The 17,450-nt window shown below is 51.7% G+C and carries 13 protein-coding genes and 1 pseudogene; 11 read left to right on the forward strand and 3 right to left on the reverse strand.

Annotated features, from left to right (window positions below):
* The first annotated feature begins 19 nt into the window (after positions 1-19).
* The 7 genes from gcl to glxK all read left to right on the forward strand — a co-directional run bounded on the left by gcl (position 20) and on the right by glxK (position 9,139).
* The gene (gene gcl, locus QUF14_RS02945) at positions 20-1,801 is read left to right on the forward strand and encodes a glyoxylate carboligase (protein WP_024212034.1); all 1,782 of its coding nucleotides are present in this window, start codon (positions 20-22) and stop codon (positions 1,799-1,801) included.
* Between the two features lie 12 nt (positions 1,802-1,813).
* Positions 1,814-2,590, forward strand: a complete 777-nt coding sequence (gene hyi, locus QUF14_RS02950) for a hydroxypyruvate isomerase (protein ID WP_000943561.1) — start codon at positions 1,814-1,816, stop codon at positions 2,588-2,590.
* 99 nt (positions 2,591-2,689) lie between these two features.
* Complete coding sequence (gene glxR / locus QUF14_RS02955) at positions 2,690-3,568, forward strand: 2-hydroxy-3-oxopropionate reductase (RefSeq protein WP_000765850.1); 879 nt, start codon at positions 2,690-2,692, stop codon at positions 3,566-3,568.
* A gap of 169 nt (positions 3,569-3,737) precedes the next feature.
* Positions 3,738-5,192 carry an allantoin transporter gene (locus QUF14_RS02960; protein ID WP_000401153.1) on the forward strand — a complete coding sequence of 485 codons (1,455 nt, stop codon included), beginning with the start codon at positions 3,738-3,740 and terminating at the stop codon, positions 5,190-5,192.
* A 60-nt stretch (positions 5,193-5,252) separates the two neighbouring features.
* The gene (allB, locus tag QUF14_RS02965) at positions 5,253-6,614 is read left to right on the forward strand and encodes an allantoinase AllB (RefSeq protein WP_000006898.1); all 1,362 of its coding nucleotides are present in this window, start codon (positions 5,253-5,255) and stop codon (positions 6,612-6,614) included.
* 56 nt (positions 6,615-6,670) lie between these two features.
* Positions 6,671-7,972: a uracil/xanthine transporter gene (locus QUF14_RS02970; RefSeq protein ID WP_024212035.1), complete on the forward strand. Its 1,302-nt coding sequence runs from the start codon at positions 6,671-6,673 to the stop codon at positions 7,970-7,972.
* 21 nt (positions 7,973-7,993) lie between these two features.
* Entirely contained in the window at positions 7,994-9,139 is a 1,146-nt protein-coding gene (gene glxK, locus QUF14_RS02975; RefSeq protein WP_024212036.1) for a glycerate 3-kinase, read from the forward strand.
* A gap of 129 nt (positions 9,140-9,268) precedes the next feature.
* On the opposite strand, the gene allE is transcribed toward glxK, so the two are convergent.
* The 3 genes from allE to allD are packed head-to-tail and all read right to left on the reverse strand — an operon-like array spanning position 9,269 to position 12,371.
* Complete coding sequence (gene allE, locus QUF14_RS02980) at positions 9,269-10,054, reverse strand: (S)-ureidoglycine aminohydrolase (RefSeq protein WP_000540966.1); 786 nt, start codon at positions 10,052-10,054, stop codon at positions 9,269-9,271.
* Between the two features lie 10 nt (positions 10,055-10,064).
* Positions 10,065-11,300, reverse strand: coding sequence for an allantoate deiminase (gene allC, locus QUF14_RS02985; protein ID WP_022645297.1), 1,236 nt, complete (start codon positions 11,298-11,300; stop codon positions 10,065-10,067).
* Between the two features lie 21 nt (positions 11,301-11,321).
* The gene (gene allD, locus QUF14_RS02990; RefSeq protein ID WP_000703888.1) at positions 11,322-12,371 is read right to left on the reverse strand and encodes an ureidoglycolate dehydrogenase; all 1,050 of its coding nucleotides are present in this window, start codon (positions 12,369-12,371) and stop codon (positions 11,322-11,324) included.
* A gap of 316 nt (positions 12,372-12,687) precedes the next feature.
* On the opposite strand from allD, the gene QUF14_RS02995 reads away from it, so the two are divergent.
* The 4 genes and pseudogenes from QUF14_RS02995 to QUF14_RS03010 all read left to right on the forward strand — a co-directional run bounded on the left by QUF14_RS02995 (position 12,688) and on the right by QUF14_RS03010 (position 17,342).
* The gene (locus QUF14_RS02995; RefSeq protein ID WP_100733802.1) at positions 12,688-14,355 is read left to right on the forward strand and encodes an acyl-CoA synthetase FdrA; all 1,668 of its coding nucleotides are present in this window, start codon (positions 12,688-12,690) and stop codon (positions 14,353-14,355) included.
* Between the two features lie 9 nt (positions 14,356-14,364).
* Positions 14,365-15,623 (forward strand): annotated as a pseudogene (locus tag QUF14_RS03000) (YlbE family protein).
* Between the two features lie 10 nt (positions 15,624-15,633).
* Positions 15,634-16,449 (forward strand): oxamate carbamoyltransferase subunit AllH family protein, encoded by an 816-nt coding sequence (locus tag QUF14_RS03005; protein WP_024212037.1) that lies wholly within the window; start codon positions 15,634-15,636, stop codon positions 16,447-16,449.
* The gene (locus QUF14_RS03010) at positions 16,446-17,342 is read left to right on the forward strand and encodes a carbamate kinase (protein WP_000855401.1); all 897 of its coding nucleotides are present in this window, start codon (positions 16,446-16,448) and stop codon (positions 17,340-17,342) included. Before QUF14_RS03005 ends, QUF14_RS03010 begins: the two co-directional genes overlap by 4 nt.
* Positions 17,343-17,450 lie beyond the last annotated feature (108 nt).

Consider the following 17,450-nt stretch of genomic DNA (forward strand, 5'->3'; position numbering starts at 1 on the left):
TAATAGAGGTAGGAATAAAATGGCAAAAATGAGAGCCGTTGACGCGGCAATGTATGTGCTGGAGAAAGAAGGTATCACCACCGCCTTCGGCGTTCCGGGAGCTGCAATCAATCCGTTTTACTCAGCGATGCGTAAGCACGGCGGTATTCGTCACATTCTGGCGCGTCATGTGGAAGGTGCTTCGCACATGGCGGAAGGTTATACCCGCGCAACGGCAGGGAATATCGGCGTATGTCTGGGGACTTCCGGTCCTGCGGGCACGGACATGATCACCGCGCTCTATTCCGCTTCTGCTGATTCTATTCCTATTTTGTGCATTACCGGCCAGGCACCGCGCGCCCGTCTGCATAAAGAAGATTTTCAGGCCGTAGATATCGAAGCTATCGCTAAACCGGTCAGCAAAATGGCGGTTACAGTTCGTGAAGCGGCGCTGGTGCCTCGCGTGCTGCAACAGGCATTTCACCTGATGCGTTCTGGTCGTCCGGGTCCGGTACTGGTGGATTTACCGTTCGACGTTCAGGTGGCGGAAATCGAGTTTGATCCTGACATGTACGAACCGCTGCCGGTCTATAAACCTGCTGCCAGCCGTATGCAGATTGAAAAAGCGGTCGAAATGTTAATCCAGGCTGAACGTCCGGTGATTGTTGCCGGGGGCGGGGTCATCAATGCTGACGCAGCTGCACTGTTACAACAGTTCGCTGAACTGACCAGCGTTCCGGTGATCCCAACGCTGATGGGCTGGGGCTGTATCCCGGACGACCACGAACTGATGGCCGGGATGGTGGGTCTGCAAACCGCGCATCGTTACGGTAACGCAACGTTGCTGGCGTCCGACATGGTGTTTGGTATCGGTAACCGTTTCGCCAACCGTCATACCGGTTCGGTAGAGAAATACACCGAAGGGCGCAAAATCGTCCATATCGATATTGAGCCGACGCAAATTGGCCGCGTGCTGTGCCCGGATCTGGGGATTGTCTCTGATGCTAAAGCTGCCCTGACTTTACTGGTTGAAGTGGCGCAGGAGATGCAAAAAGCGGGTCGTCTGCCGTGTCGTAAAGAATGGGTCGCCGACTGCCAGCAGCGCAAACGCACTTTGCTGCGCAAAACCCACTTCGACAATGTGCCGGTGAAACCGCAGCGCGTGTATGAAGAGATGAACAAAGCCTTTGGTCGCGATGTTTGTTATGTCACCACCATTGGTCTGTCACAAATCGCTGCGGCACAAATGCTGCATGTCTTTAAAGACCGCCACTGGATCAACTGTGGGCAGGCAGGCCCGTTGGGCTGGACCATTCCGGCAGCGCTGGGCGTGTGTGCCGCTGATCCAGAGCGCAATGTGGTGGCGATTTCCGGTGACTTCGACTTCCAGTTCCTGATTGAAGAATTAGCCGTTGGCGCACAGTTCAACATTCCGTACATCCATGTGCTGGTGAATAACGCCTATCTGGGGCTGATTCGTCAGTCGCAACGCGCCTTTGATATGGATTACTGCGTACAGCTCGCATTCGAAAATATTAACTCCAGCGAAGTGAACGGTTACGGCGTAGACCACGTAAAAGTAGCGGAAGGTTTAGGTTGTAAAGCGATTCGTGTTTTCAAACCGGAAGATATTGCTCCGGCATTTGAACAGGCGAAAGCATTAATGAATCAATACCGTGTTCCGGTAGTTGTGGAAGTTATTCTCGAACGTGTGACCAATATTTCGATGGGCAGCGAACTGGATAATGTCATGGAATTTGAAGATATCGCCGATAACGCAGTGGATGCACCGACTGAAACCTGCTTCATGCACTATGAATAAGGGAGATAAATAATGTTACGTTTCTCTGCGAATTTATCGATGTTATTTGGTGAATATGATTTTCTCGCCCGTTTTGAGAAAGCAGCGCAGTGTGGTTTTCGCGGCGTTGAATTTATGTTTCCTTATGACTACGACATTGAAGAATTAAAACAGGTGCTGGCGAGTAATAAACTCGAACATACTCTGCACAATTTACCGGCGGGTGACTGGGCGGCGGGGGAGCGCGGTATTGCTTGTATTCCTGGCCGTGAAGAAGAGTTTCGGGATGGCGTAGCAGCAGCGATTCGTTATGCTCGTGCGCTGGGTAATAAAAAAATCAACTGTCTGGTCGGTAAAACGCCGGCTGGTTTCAGCAGTGAACAGATTCACGCAACGCTTGTAGAAAACCTGCGTTATGCCGCGAATATGCTGATGAAAGAAGATATTTTATTACTGATTGAACCTATTAACCATTTTGATATTCCTGGTTTCTATCTCACCGGAACTCAACAGGCGCTGAAATTGATTGATGATGTTGGTTGCTGCAATTTGAAAATTCAGTATGACATTTATCATATGCAGCGGATGGAAGGTGAATTAACCAACACTATGACTCAATGGGCCGATAAAATTGGCCACCTGCAAATTGCCGATAATCCGCATCGCGGCGAACCGGGAACCGGAGAAATTAATTATGAGTATCTCTTTACGGTAATTGAAAATTCTGACTACAACGGTTGGGTTGGGTGTGAATATAAACCCCAAACCACCACGGAAGCCGGTTTACACTGGATGGATCCGTACCGTTAAAACGTAACGCTGTTCAGGCAATGCTTTTTTAGGCCGCTAAGTTGGCAGGGGATCGTGTTGTCTGAATTCAGGAAAAGCGAAATTTAAAAGAGGTTAATTATGAAACTGGGATTTATTGGCTTAGGCATTATGGGTACACCGATGGCCATTAATCTGGCGCGTGCCGGTCATCAACTGCATGTCACAACCATTGGTCCGGTTGTTGATGAATTACTGTCACTGGGTGCCGTCAGTGTTGAAACTGCGCGCCAGGTAACGGAAGCATCGGACATCATTTTTATTATGGTGCCGGATACGCCACAGGTTGAAGAAGTTCTGTTTGGTGAAAATGGTTGTACCAAAGCCTCGCTGAAGGGCAAAACCATTGTTGATATGAGCTCCATTTCCCCGATTGAAACTAAGCGTTTCGCTCGTCAGGTGAATGAACTGGGCGGCGATTATCTCGATGCGCCCGTCTCCGGCGGTGAAATCGGCGCGCGTGAAGGGACGTTGTCGATTATGGTTGGCGGCGACGAAGCGGTATTTGAACGTGTTAAACCGCTGTTTGAACTGCTCGGTAAAAATATCACCCTCGTGGGCGGTAACGGCGACGGCCAGACCTGCAAAGTGGCAAATCAGATTATCGTGGCGCTCAATATTGAAGCGGTTTCTGAAGCCCTGCTGTTTGCTTCAAAAGCCGGAGCGGATCCGGTACGTGTGCGCCAGGCGCTGATGGGCGGCTTTGCTTCCTCACGTATTCTGGAAGTTCACGGTGAGCGCATGATTAAACGCACCTTTAATCCAGGTTTCAAAATTGCGCTGCACCAGAAAGATCTCAACCTGGCACTGCAAAGTGCGAAAGCACTGGCGCTGAACCTGCCAAACACCGCGACCTGCCAGGAATTGTTTAATACCTGTGCGGCAAACGGTGGCAGCCAGTTGGATCACTCTGCGTTAGTGCAGGCGCTGGAATTAATGGCTAACCATAAACTGGCCTGATACCCGCAATAAAAATGGCCGATATCAGAAAATGAATCGGCCAGCAATATTAAAAAAGAAAGCAGCCAAAGATGTTGCTTCAGTATTTAAAATAATATTTGTTTTTTATTTGTTCCTCATAGCTAGATTAAAAACAGCGTTATTCGATACGTGAAATTAAGAGGGATTTATGGAACATCAGAGAAAACTATTCCAGCAACGCGGCTATAGCGAAGATCTATTGCCGAAAACGCAAAGCCAGCGGACCTGGAAAACATTTAACTATTTTACCTTATGGATGGGTTCGGTTCATAACGTTCCCAATTATGTGATGGTTGGCGGCTTTTTTATTCTCGGCTTGTCTACCTTTAGTATTATGCTGGCAATTATCCTCAGTGCCTTTTTCATTGCCGCGGTAATGGTATTAAACGGTGCTGCGGGCAGTAAATACGGCGTACCGTTTGCCATGATCCTGCGTGCTTCTTACGGCGTACGTGGTGCACTGTTTCCCGGATTATTAAGAGGCGGGATTGCTGCCATTATGTGGTTTGGCCTGCAATGTTACGCCGGATCGCTGGCCTGCTTGATCCTGATTGGCAAAATCTGGCCGGGATTTTTAACTCTCGGTGGTGATTTTACCCTGTTAGGGCTTTCTCTACCGGGCTTAATCACTTTCGTACTCTTCTGGCTGGTGAACGTCGGAATCGGTTTCGGTGGTGGCAAAGTTTTAAATAAATTCACCGCTATTCTTAATCCGTGTATCTATATCGTTTTCGGCGGCATGGCAATTTGGGCGATTTCGCTCGTCGGGATTGGTCCCATCTTTGACTACATCCCGAGCGGTATTCAGAAAGCAGAAAACAGTGGCTTCCTGTTTTTGGTGGTGATCAACGCGGTGGTTGCGGTCTGGGCGGCACCGGCGGTGAGCGCATCCGACTTTACGCAAAACGCCCACTCGTTTCGTGAGCAGGCGCTGGGGCAAACGCTGGGTTTAGTTGTGGCCTATATTCTGTTTGCGGTCGCCGGGGTATGTATTATTGCCGGAGCCAGTATTCACTACGGCGCTGACACCTGGAACGTGCTGGATATTGTTCAGCGTTGGGATAGCCTGTTTGCCTCGTTCTTTGCGGTACTGGTTATTCTGATGACGACTATCTCCACTAACGCCACCGGTAATATTATTCCGGCTGGTTATCAGATTGCCGCTATTGCACCGACGAAACTGACCTATAAAAACGGCGTACTGATTGCCAGTATTATCAGCCTGCTGATCTGCCCGTGGAAGTTAATGGAAAATCAGGACAGTATTTATCTGTTCCTCGATATTATCGGCGGAATGCTTGGTCCGGTCATTGGTGTGATGATGGCGCATTATTTTGTGGTGATGCGTGGGCAAATTAATCTTGATGAGCTGTACACCGCAGCAGGCGATTATAAATATTACGATAACGGCTTTAACCTCACCGCGTTCTCAGTAACTCTGGTCGCCGTTATTTTATCTCTCGGTGGTAAATTTATTCCGTTCATGGAGCCTTTATCACGCGTTTCATGGTTTGTCGGCGTCATCGTCGCCTTTGCGGCCTACGCCTTATTAAAGAAACGTACTGCAGCAGAAAAAACAGGAGAACAAAAAGTCACAGGTTAATTAATCCCGATATTGAACATTGAGTTAAAAAACCAATCTGTATTTTACAAGGAGTTTGTTATGTCTTTTGATTTAATCATTAAAAACGGCACCGTTATTTTAGAAAACGAAGCTCGCGTTGTAGATATCGCCGTTAAAGGCGGAAAAATTGCCGCTATCGGTCAGGATCTGGGCGATGCAAAAGAAGTGATGGATGCGTCTGGTCTGGTGGTTTCGCCAGGCATGGTTGATGCGCACACCCATATTTCTGAACCGGGTCGTAGCCACTGGGAAGGTTATGAAACGGGTACTCGCGCAGCGGCAAAAGGGGGTATCACCACCATGATCGAAATGCCGCTCAACCAGCTGCCTGCAACGGTTGACCGCGCATCGATTGAACTGAAATTTGATGCCGCTAAAGGCAAGCTGACTATCGATGCGGCGCAACTCGGTGGCCTGGTGTCTTACAACATCGACCGTCTGCATGAGCTGGATGAAGTGGGCGTTGTCGGCTTCAAATGCTTCGTTGCGACCTGTGGCGATCGCGGTATCGACAACGACTTCCGTGACGTCAATGACTGGCAGTTCTTCAAAGGTGCGCAGAAGCTGGGCGAACTGGGACAGCCGGTGCTGGTGCACTGCGAAAACGCGCTGATCTGTGACGAACTGGGGGAAGAAGCGAAGCGCGAAGGTCGCGTAACCGCTCATGACTATGTGGCTTCGCGTCCGGTATTTACCGAAGTGGAAGCGATTCGCCGCGTACTGTACCTGGCGAAAGTCGCCGGTTGCCGTCTGCACGTTTGCCACATCAGCAGCCCGGAAGGTGTTGAAGAGGTGACTCGTGCGCGTCAGGAAGGCCAGGACGTTACCTGTGAATCCTGCCCGCATTACTTTGTACTGGATACCGATCAGTTCGAAGAAATCGGTACTCTGGCGAAGTGTTCACCACCGATCCGCGATCTGGAAAACCAGAAAGGCATGTGGGAAAAACTGTTTAACGGTGAAATCGACTGCCTGGTTTCCGACCACTCTCCATGCCCGCCGGAAATGAAAGCAGGCAACATCATGAAAGCATGGGGCGGTATCGCCGGTCTGCAAAGCTGCATGGACGTGATGTTCGATGAAGCAGTACAGAAACGCGGTATGTCTCTGCCGATGTTCGGCAAATTAATGGCGACTAACGCAGCAGATATTTTCGGTCTGCAGCAAAAAGGCCGTATCGCCCCAGGAAAAGATGCCGACTTCGTCTTCATTCAGCCGAATAGCAGCTACGTTCTTACCAATGACGATCTGGAATATCGCCACAAAGTCAGCCCGTATGTTGGCCGTACCATTGGCGCGCGTATCACGAAAACCCTCTTACGTGGTGATGTGATTTACGACATCGAACAGGGCTTCCCTGTTGCGCCGAAAGGTCAATTTATCCTTAAACATCAGCAGTAATCTGGCCCCTGCAATGCCCGTCCTTGCGGCGGGCATTCTCCGGTTAAGGTGTGTTTATGTTCAATTTTGCAGTGAGCCGTGAAAGCCTGTTATCAGGATTTCAGTGGTTTTTCTTTATTTTTTGCAACACGGTTGTGGTTCCTCCTACGCTACTTTCGGCTTTTCAGTTGCCGCAAAGTAGCCTGCTTACGCTCACGCAATATGCTTTTCTTGCTACCGCGCTGGCCTGTTTCGCTCAGGCGTTCTGCGGTCATCGTCGCGCTATTATGGAAGGTCCGGGCGGCCTGTGGTGGGGAACCATCCTTACTATCACCCTTGGCGAAGCATCGCGCGGGACCCCGATCAACGATATCGCTACCAGTCTGGCGGTGGGGATTGCGATTTCTGGCGTGCTGACGATGTTGATTGGTTTTAGCGGATTAGGTCATCGCCTGGCGCGGTTATTTACGCCGTCGGTGATGGTCTTGTTTATGTTGATGCTGGGCGCGCAGCTGACCACTATCTTTTTCAAAGGTATGCTCGGCCTGCCGTTTGGCATAGCCGACCCGAATTTTAAAATTCAGTTACCGCCGTTCGCGCTCTCGGTCGCGGTGATGTGCCTGGTACTGGCAATGATTATTTTTCTGCCGCAACGTTTTGCCCGTTACGGCTTACTGGTTGGTACGATAACCGGCTGGTTGTTGTGGTACTTTTGCTTTTCTTCTTCGCATTCGCTTTCCGGTGAGTTGCACTGGCAGTGGTTCCCGCTTGGCAGTGGCGGTGCTTTGTTGCCGGGGATTATTCTGACGGCGGTGATTACAGGTCTGGTAAATATCAGCAATACCTACGGTGCGATTCGTGGCACGGATGTTTTTTATCCGCAACAGGGCGCGGGGAATACGCGTTATCGTCGCAGCTTTGTGGCGACCGGATTTATGACGCTGATAACCGTGCCGCTGGCGGTAATTCCATTTTCACCGTTTGTTTCATCCATTGGTTTATTAACCCAGACTGGCGATTACACGCGGCGTTCGTTTATTTATGGCAGCGTTATTTGCCTGCTGGTGGCACTGGTTCCGGCACTCACGCGACTGTTTTGCAGTATCCCCTTACCAGTGAGTAGCGCGGTCATGCTGGTTTCTTATCTGCCTTTACTCTTTTCCGCGCTGGTGTTTAGTCAGCAAATAACGTTTACCGCTCGCAATATTTATCGACTCGCATTGCCGTTATTTGTCGGCATATTTTTAATGGCATTACCGCCTGTGTATCTGCAAGACCTTCCATTAACGCTTCGTCCTCTGCTCAGTAACGGCTTACTGGTCGGAATTTTACTGGCTGTTCTTATGGATAATCTTATTCCGTGGGAACGCATCGAATAATTTGTTGAAAAAGGATTGATAATGAAGATTGTCATTGCGCCAGACTCGTTTAAAGAGAGCTTAAGTGCAGAAAAATGTTGTCAGGCAATTAAAGCCGGGTTTTCGACCATATTTCCCGATGCGCACTATATCTGTTTGCCGATAGCGGATGGCGGCGAAGGGACGGTGGAGGCGATGGTCGCAGCGACGGGCGGCAAAATCGTGACACTTGAAGTCTGTGGACCGATGGGCGAAAAAGTGAATGCTTTTTATGGCCTTACCGGCGACGGGAAAACTGCGATGATTGAGATGGCGGCGGCAAGTGGCCTGATGCTGGTCGCGCCTGAGAAGCGTAATCCGTTGCTGGCCTCCAGTTTTGGTACGGGGGAGTTAATTCGCCATGCGCTGGATAACGATATTCGCCATATTATTCTCGGCATTGGTGGTAGCGCGACGGTCGACGGCGGTATGGGCATGGCGCAGGCGCTCGGTGTGCATTTTCTCGATGCCGACGGTCAGGTGCTGGCGGCTAACGGCGGCAATTTAGCGCGCGTGGCAAGCATTGAGATAGAGGAATGCGATCCGCGACTGGCGAACTGCCATATTGAAGTAGCGTGCGATGTAGATAATCCGTTGGTAGGGGCACGCGGCGCGGCGGCGGTGTTTGGCCCGCAAAAAGGGGCAACGCCAGAAATGGTCGAAGAGCTGGAACAGGGGCTGCAAAATTACGCCCGTGTTTTACAACAGCTAACCGAAATCAACGTCTGCCAGATGGCGGGCGGCGGCGCGGCGGGCGGTATGGGCATTGCGGCGGCGGTATTCCTCAATGCGGATATTAAACCGGGTATTGAGATTGTGTTGAATGCGGTCAATCTTGCGCACGCGGTGCAGGGTGCAGCACTGGTGATCACCGGGGAAGGGCGCATCGACTCGCAAACGGCAGGCGGTAAAGCGCCGCTGGGTGTGGCATCGGTGGCGAAGCAGTTTAATGTCCCGGTGATTGGGATTGCTGGTGTATTGGGTGATGGTGTGGAAGTGGTGCACCAGTACGGCATTGACGCGGTATTCAGCATTTTGCCACGTCTGGCACCTTTAGCCGAAGTGCTCGCCAGCGGTGAAACCAATCTCTTCAACTGTGCGCGAAATATTGCCTGCGCCATTAAAATAGGTCAGGGAATTAAAAACTGACTCTTACCTTTAAAGCGGATGCGATTTATATCGCATCTTTTTTTTACCTGAATTGACTACAAAAAAAGCCACGGTATAAACCGTGGCAAAATCCAACATAGCTAAAAATAATCAGGCGAGTGGTATGACTTAAATCTCAACATCACGGTTGCAATCTTTCGAGTAAATATAGCTGAACGCTTCACCACGCCCTACGCCATAACCGGCCTGTAAGGAATAAGCGCCCATAAAGATGTAATCGCCTTTTTTCACCGGGATCCAGTTATTGTCGAGGTTATAAACCCCCTGACCGGAAAGAATATAGGCACCGTGTTCCTGGACGTGAGTTTCGATATAACCGTGGCTGGCACCTGGCGCAAAAGAGAGGATATGCATGTTCATATCAAAACCTAACTCTTTGGGCAGAAAATCCAGCAGAATAACATCGTCCATGCCTTCATAATGAATGCGTTCCAGTTCGCTGGCATTGCCAGAAACCAGCCACGGCGCATGACCTTCTACCGGAACATAGCGACGCTTATATAAAAAGATTTGGCTGTCTTCGGCCTGGGCGTTAACAAAAGTCATTAAGGAGCCTGGCGGGCAATAAAGATAACCACCTTCGCTTAAGGAAAATGTTTTCCCTTCAGCTTCGGCAGTGATATTTCCAGAAATCACATACAGGAAGGTTTCAATTCCTTTGCCACCGAAGCCCTGCTGATTACCCCCGTTTTGATGCAGTGTGACCAGATAATCAACAAAAGAGGCCCCCAGCTTTGGCGTGGAGAGGATTGTTGCGTCACAATTTTCAAAGCCCGGAATAATATTTTTTACCAGACCGTCCGGGGTTAGCAGCGCGAAATTACCGTGTTTAACAATCGCACGGTTAGCCAGTAAATCATCGCGGTAACCGGTGACGTTATTTAAATATCCCATTTATAACTCCTTATTTCTGCCAGGCAAGTTGATAAAGCATGAGTGCCAACGTTTTGACCCCTTCGGCAAGGTCGGTAATATTGGTGCGTTCCGCCGGGTTATGGCTGATCCCGTTGATGCTGGGAATGAAAATCATGCAGGTCGGCACGCGAGGCGCGAAAATTTGTGCGTCGTGCCCGGCACCACTGTGCATTACCCGATAATTCAGTTTTTCGCTTTCACACAATTCTGTCAGGGTGGCGACAAGCTCCTTGTTCATCGGCACGGGTTCTTCGTCCATCCATAAATCGATATCAATACCAATGTCCATTTCATCGCAAATCGCCCGCATGTCGTTTTCTAACTGTTGGGTAAAATCGCGCAACACGGCAGTGTCGGTATGACGACAATCAATAGTGAACGTGGTTTTACCCGGCACTACATTCACCGTATTCGGGCGCGGCTCCACCTTGCCAAAGGTCAGCACCAGCGGATCGCCCATCTTTTTCGCTTTCTCAACTGACTGATGGCAAATGCGACTGAAAGCGTAAACCGTATCACGACGATAACCCATCGGCGTGGTGCCTGCATGGTTTGATTCGCCGTTCAGCGTCACCGTATAGCGACGTTGCCCGACAATTGCATTCACCACGCCAATTGACTGCCCATTACTTTCCAGCACACAGCCCTGTTCGATATGCAGTTCGACAAAGGCTTTAATATCCTGACGCGGAGTTAGTGGGGCGTTCGGCAGAGTAAATCCGCAAGCCTTCATTGCATCGACAAAACTATTTCCTTTGGCATCACAGATATTCCGCACGTCGTCAGGATTCGCCAGCCCAAAGATATTTTTACTGCCCCAGAAGACATACGGGAAGCGGCTGCCTTCTTCTTCCGCCATTGCCACCACTTCGACCGTTCGCAGCGGCGCGCCGTATTGCGTTTTCAGCCAGTCAATCGCCAGCCACGCCGCCAGTGCGCCGAATTGTCCGTCGAGGTTACCGCCGTTAACCACGGTATCAATATGCGAACCGCTCAGAATCACTTCCTGAGGGTATTCGCTGCCGTTCAGGCGGCCGTATAAATTCCCCACTTCATCGAAACGTGTTTCCAGCCCACTTGCTGCCATTCTTTTTTTAAATTGCTGCTGGGTTTCCAGCCACTCCGGCGAATAAAGTAAACGGGTCATTCCACCCGTTGGGTCAGCGCCAAAAGAGGAAAGCCAGGGCAGCGTTTCTTCTATGGCTTGACGGAAATGTGTAATCATAAGAAAGTCCTGTCTCAACAATTATTGCGCAAAGGGATTTTTCGTTTCGTATGACGTGTTATAAAGCGCGTCGGAATTTAAATACTGGTAAATATCATCAACAATTTCGATGCCTTCGACGTCGGCTTTGCGTTGCTTAATATCCTGATCCTGTCCGGGATAATAAACCTGGTTAAAACCGGGCGCGGGGGTAATGGCATTTAATTCGCGCATGGTCTGGCTAAGATGTTGACGGAATAATTCGCTGGAGGAGAAAAAGCTCGGGTTAATAACTACATGTAATTGCCCCAAATTACGTCCGGAGTGTAAATCGTCATACATCGAACTGACCTGACGCCCGAACGGTAAGCCGAGTAAGACGCCTGAGAGGACGTCGATCATCATCATCAGGCCATAACCTTTCGGTCCGGCAGCCGGGAGCAGGGCGTTAACCGCGAAGGGATCGGTTGTTGGTGCACCGTTTTTATCGACCGCCCAGGTATCCGGGATAGACATATTGCGCGAGCGGGCGTCGAGCACTTTTCCCCATGCCTGTACGGTAGTCGCCATATCAAAAGTAAGAATCTCGTCGCCTTCTCCCGGTGCGGCAAAGGCCAGTGGGTTAGTGCCGTAGTAAATTTCCGCGCCGCCAAACGGCACCACCATTGGATCGGACTGGCACATCGAAATGCCAATCAATCCGGCGCGGGCTGCCTGCTGCACAAAATAAGAGATTGCGCCGCTGTGACCCATCCGGCTGATACCGACCACCGCAACGCCTTTTTGCTGGGCGGTTTTGATGGCATGTTCCATACCCATTTTTGCCGCGACCTGTCCGGCGGCATTGTCGGCATGTAAAATTGCCGAGCACGGTCCGGTTTCTTCAAGACGAAACTCTGGTTCGCGGTTGGTGCCGCCTTTTGATATGCGCTCTGCGTAGTATTCAACGCGCACCGCGCCATGAGAGTGGATCCCTCTGGCATCGGCGTAAACCAATACTTCAGCCACGGTTGCAGCGTGCTCACGTTTTAACCCAGCCTGGCAGAGTTTATTCTCGATTAGCTGGTGGAGTGTTTCCCGACTGATTTTCATCTGTCTTCCTTTTTAACGACGGTGTGAAGCATGACTGCAATTAACATACAGGGAAAATATCTGGATTATGTGATCCAGACATGCAAAAAAATATAGTTAGAATTTATTTGATAATCCGCTCGCTTTTAACCTGGTTTTTAATACAACTATGCTTATTAAAAAATAACGCGTAATAGTCTGGCGGTTATTTGAATTCTTTTGTTAATAATGTCTGTGTGATATTCATCACCTTATTTACTCGTTGTCATCGATACCGTAATCGCCACATTAACACTGCTCGTGCAATTGCCATGGGTGCAATTTTTAAGGAGTTGTTATGATCCACGCCTTTATTAAAAAAGGGTGTTTTCAGGATTCGGTCAGTTTAATGATTATTTCACGAAAACTCAGCGAATCAGAAAATGTTGATGATGTTTCCGTAATGATGGGTACGCCCGCCAATAAAGCGTTATTAGAGACTACAGGTTTCTGGCATGACGATTTTAATAACGCCACGCCGAACGATATTTGCGTGGCGATTCGTAGCGAAGCGGCGGATGCAGGGATCGCGCAGGCGATTATGCGGCAGCTTGAAGAGGCGCTAAAGCAACTGGCGCAGGGAACGGGCAGCAGCCAGGCGTTGACGCTGGTGCGTCGCTGGGACAGTGCCTGTCAGAAATTACCCGATGCCAATCTGGCGCTGATTTCAGTGGCTGGCGAGTATGCGGCGGAATTGGCGAACCAGGCGCTGGATCGCAACCTCAACGTGATGATGTTCTCCGATAACGTCACGCTGGAAGATGAAATCCAACTTAAAACCCGCGCACGGGAAAAAGGCTTGCTGGTGATGGGGCCAGACTGCGGTACGTCGATGATTGCCGCCACGCCGCTGGCTTTTGCTAACGTGATGCCGGAAGGCAACATTGGCGTCATTGGCGCTTCCGGTACCGGGATTCAGGAGCTGTGCTCACAGATTGCGCTGGCAGGTGAGGGAATTACTCACGCGATTGGTCTTGGCGGGCGCGATCTCAGCCGTGAAGTGGGCGGCATCAGTGCGCTAACGGCGCTGGAAATGTTAAGCACCGATGCGAAAAGCGAAGTGCTGGCGTTTGTTTCAAAACCGCCTGCCGAAGCTGTGCGTCTGAAAATTGTTAATGCCATGAAAGCAACCGGCAAACCGACGGTGGCGCTGTTTTTAGGTTATACCCCAGCGGTGGCCCGCGAAGAAAATGTCTGGTTTGCCTCCTCGCTGGATGAGGCTGCGCGCCTGGCTTGCCTGCTTTCACGCGTTACGGCGCGACGTAACGCGATAGCACCTGTCAGCAGCGGATTTATTTGCGGCTTGTATACCGGCGGTACGTTAGCCGCCGAAGCGGCGGGATTACTTGCCAGGCATCTTGGCGTGGTAGCCGACGATGCCCATCATCACGGCATGATGCTCGACGCCGACGGACATCAGATCCTCGACCTGGGCGATGATTTTTACACCGTCGGGCGTCCCCATCCGATGATCGACCCAACCTTACGCAACCAGTTAATTGCCGATCTCGGCGCTAAACCGCAAGTGCGCGTATTGCTGCTTGATGTGGTGATTGGCTTCGGTGCGACCACCGATCCTGCAGCCTCGCTGGTAAGCGCCTGGCAAAAAGCCTGTGCCGCGCGTTCAGACAATCAACCACTGTATGCCATTGCCACAGTGACAGGCACTGAACGTGACCCGCAATGCCGCTCGCAGCAAATCGCCACGCTGGAAGATGCAGGGATCGCGGTAGTGAGTTCGCTGCCGGAAGCCACCTTGCTGGCGGCGGCGTTAATTCATCCGCACTCGCCTGCCACACAGCCACACACACCGTCATTACTGGAAAACGTCGCCATGATTAACATCGGATTACGCAGCTTTGCGCTGGAACTACAAAGCGCCAGCAAACCGGTTGTGCATTACCAATGGTCACCAGTCGCTGGCGGCAATAAAAAACTGGCTCGTTTATTAGAATGTTTGCAATAAGGGGTTCCCATGTTTACATCAGTGGCGCAAGCCAATGCTGCGGTTATCGAACAAATTCGTCGCGCTCGTCCACACTGGCTGGATGTGCAACCGGCGTCTTCACTCATTAATGAATTAAATCAGGGTAAAACACTGCTTCACGCCGGGCCGCCGATGCGCTGGCAGGAGATGACCGGCCCCATGAAAGGGGCGTGCGTGGGTGCGTGTCTGTTTGAAGGCTGGGCGAAAGATGAAGCGCAGGCACTGGCGATGCTGGAGCAGGGGGAAGTGAACTTCATTCCTTGTCACCATGTGAATGCCGTCGGGCCAATGGGCGGAATTACTTCTGCCAGTATGCCGATGCTGGTGGTCGAGAACGTGACCGACGGTAACCGGGCGTACTGCAACCTCAATGAAGGTATCGGTAAAGTGATGCGTTTTGGCGCTTACGGCGAAGATGTCCTGACTCGCCATCGCTGGATGCGTGATGTGTTAATGCCGGTATTAAGCGCGGCGCTGGGGCGCATGGAGCGCGGTATCGATCTCACCGCGATGATGGCGCAGGGCATTACGATGGGCGATGAATTCCATCAGCGCAATATTGCTTCCTCAGCACTGTTAATGCGTGCGCTGGCCCCACAAATTGCTCGCCTCGATCATGATAAACAGCACATTGCGGAAGTGATGGATTTCCTCAGCGTGACCATCAGTTCTTCCTCAACCTCGCGATGGCCTATTGCAAGGCGGCGATGGATGCAGGCGCGATGATCCGCGCGGGCAGCATCGTCACGGCTATGACCCGCAACGGCAATATGTTCGGGATTCGGGTAAGTGGGCTGGGCGAGCGCTGGTTTACTGCGCCAGTTAACACTCCGCAAGGTCTGTTTTTCACCGGCTTCTCGCAGGAGCAGGCGAACCCGGATATGGGCGATAGCGCGATTACCGAAACCTTTGGTATCGGTGGTGCGGCAATGATCGCCGCCCCTGGCGTAACACGCTTTGTCGGTGCAGGTGGTATGGAAGCAGCCAGAGCTGTATCTGAAGAGATGGCAGAAATCTTCCTTGAGCGCAATATGCAGTTGCAGATCCCTGGCTGGGATTTCCAGGGCGCGTGTCTGGGGCTGGATATTCGTCGCGTGGTAGAAACCGGCATTACACCACTCATCAATACGGGTATCGCCCATAAAGAGGCGGGGATCGGGCAGATTGGTGCAGGCACTGTGCGGGCACCGCTGGCGTGCTTTGAACAGGCGCTGGAAGCTCTGGCTGAAAGCATGGGGATTGGTTGAGGAACGCGCAATGACGATCATCCATCCTCTGCTTGCCAGCCGTAGTGCACCGAATTATCGCCAGTCCTGGCGGTTAGCGGGCGTGTGGCGGCGGGCGATTAACCTGATGACGGAAAGCGGTGAATTGTTAACGCTGCATCGTCAGGGAAGTGGTTTCGGTCCCGGAGGATGGGTGCTTCGCCGCGCGCAATTCGATGCGTTATGCGGTGGATTATGCGGCAATGAACGACCACAGGTTATGGCTCAAGGGATTCGCCTCGGGCGTTTCACGGTTAAACAGCCACAGCGTTATTGTTTGCTGCGTATTACGCCGCCTGCGCATCCTCAACCGCTTGCAGCGGCATGGATGCAACGCGCGGAGGAAACCGGGCTTTTCGGGCCGCTGGCGTTGGCGGCAGGTGATCCGCTTCCCGCTGAATTACGCCAGTTTCGTCACTGTTTTCAGGCCGCGCTCAATGGCGTTAAGACCGACTGGCGGCACTGGCTGGGTAAAGGCCCCGGATTAACGCCGAGTCATGATGACACGCTGAGCGGAATGCTGCTGGCAGCCTGGTATTATGGCGCTTTAGATGCGCGCTCCGGTCGCCCGTTTTTTGCCTGTTCCGACAATCTTCAACTCGTTACCACGGCGGTGAGCGTTAATTATTTACGTTACGCCGCGCACGGCTATTTCGCCTCGCCACTCCTGCACTTTGTTCATGCTCTGAGTTGCCCGAAACGTACCGCTGTTGCGATTGATTCGCTGCTGGCGCTGGGGCATACGTCAGGGGCAGATACGCTGCTGGGGTTCTGGCTTGGTCAACAATTATTACAAGGAACACCATGAAAACACTGGTTGTAGCTCTTGGGGGCAATGCCTTACTCCAGCGCGGTGAGGCGCTGACGGCAGAAAATCAATATCGCAATATTGCCAGTGCTGTTCCCGCGCTGGCGCGCCTGGCGCGTACTTATCGGCTGGCGATTGTTCACGGCAACGGGCCGCAGGTGGGGCTGCTGGCGTTACAGAATCTGGCGTGGAAAGAGGTAGAACCGTATCCGCTGGATGTGCTGGTGGCGGAAAGCCAGGGCATGATTGGCTATATGCTGGCGCAGAGCTTGAGCGCACAGCCGCAGATGCCGCCTGTCACGACGGTGCTGACGCGCATTGAAGTTTCGCCTGATGATCCGGCGTTTTTGCAGCCAGAGAAGTTTATCGGTCCGGTTTATCAGCCAGAAGAACAAGAGGTACTGGAAGCGGCTTATGGCTGGCAGATGAAACGTGATGGTAAATATTTACGCCGGGTGGTGGCATCTCCGCAACCGCGTAAAATTCTCGACAGTGAAGCCATCGAGTTGTTGCTCAAAGAGGGGCATGTGGTGATTTGCAGTGGCGGCGGCGGTGTTCCGGTGACGGATGACGGAGCAGGGAGTGAAGCGGTGATTGATAAAGATCTCGCCGCGGCGCTGCTTGCCGAGCAGATTAATGCCGATGGACTGGTGATCCTCACCGATGCTGACGCGGTTTATGAAAACTGGGGAACGCCGCAGCAACGCGCCATTCGCCATGCCACACCGGATGAGTTAGCGCCATTTGCCAAAGCCGATGGGGCGATGGGACCGAAGGTGACGGCGGTAAGTGGCTATGTCAGAAGCCGTGGTAAACCTGCGTGGATTGGGGCGTTATCGCGGATTGAAGAGACGCTGGCGGGCGAAGCGGGGACCTGTATTTCGCTGTCGTGATGGGAGCATCCAGCATATGGCACACCATGCCTGATGCGACGCTTGACGCGTCTTATCAGGCCTACAATGGGTACCGGATTGGTAGTCGGATAAGGCGTTCACGCCGCA

The sequence above is a fragment of the Escherichia sp. HH091_1A genome, assembly GCF_030295175.1.
GTDB classification, from domain to species: Bacteria; Pseudomonadota; Gammaproteobacteria; order Enterobacterales; family Enterobacteriaceae; genus Escherichia; species Escherichia coli_F.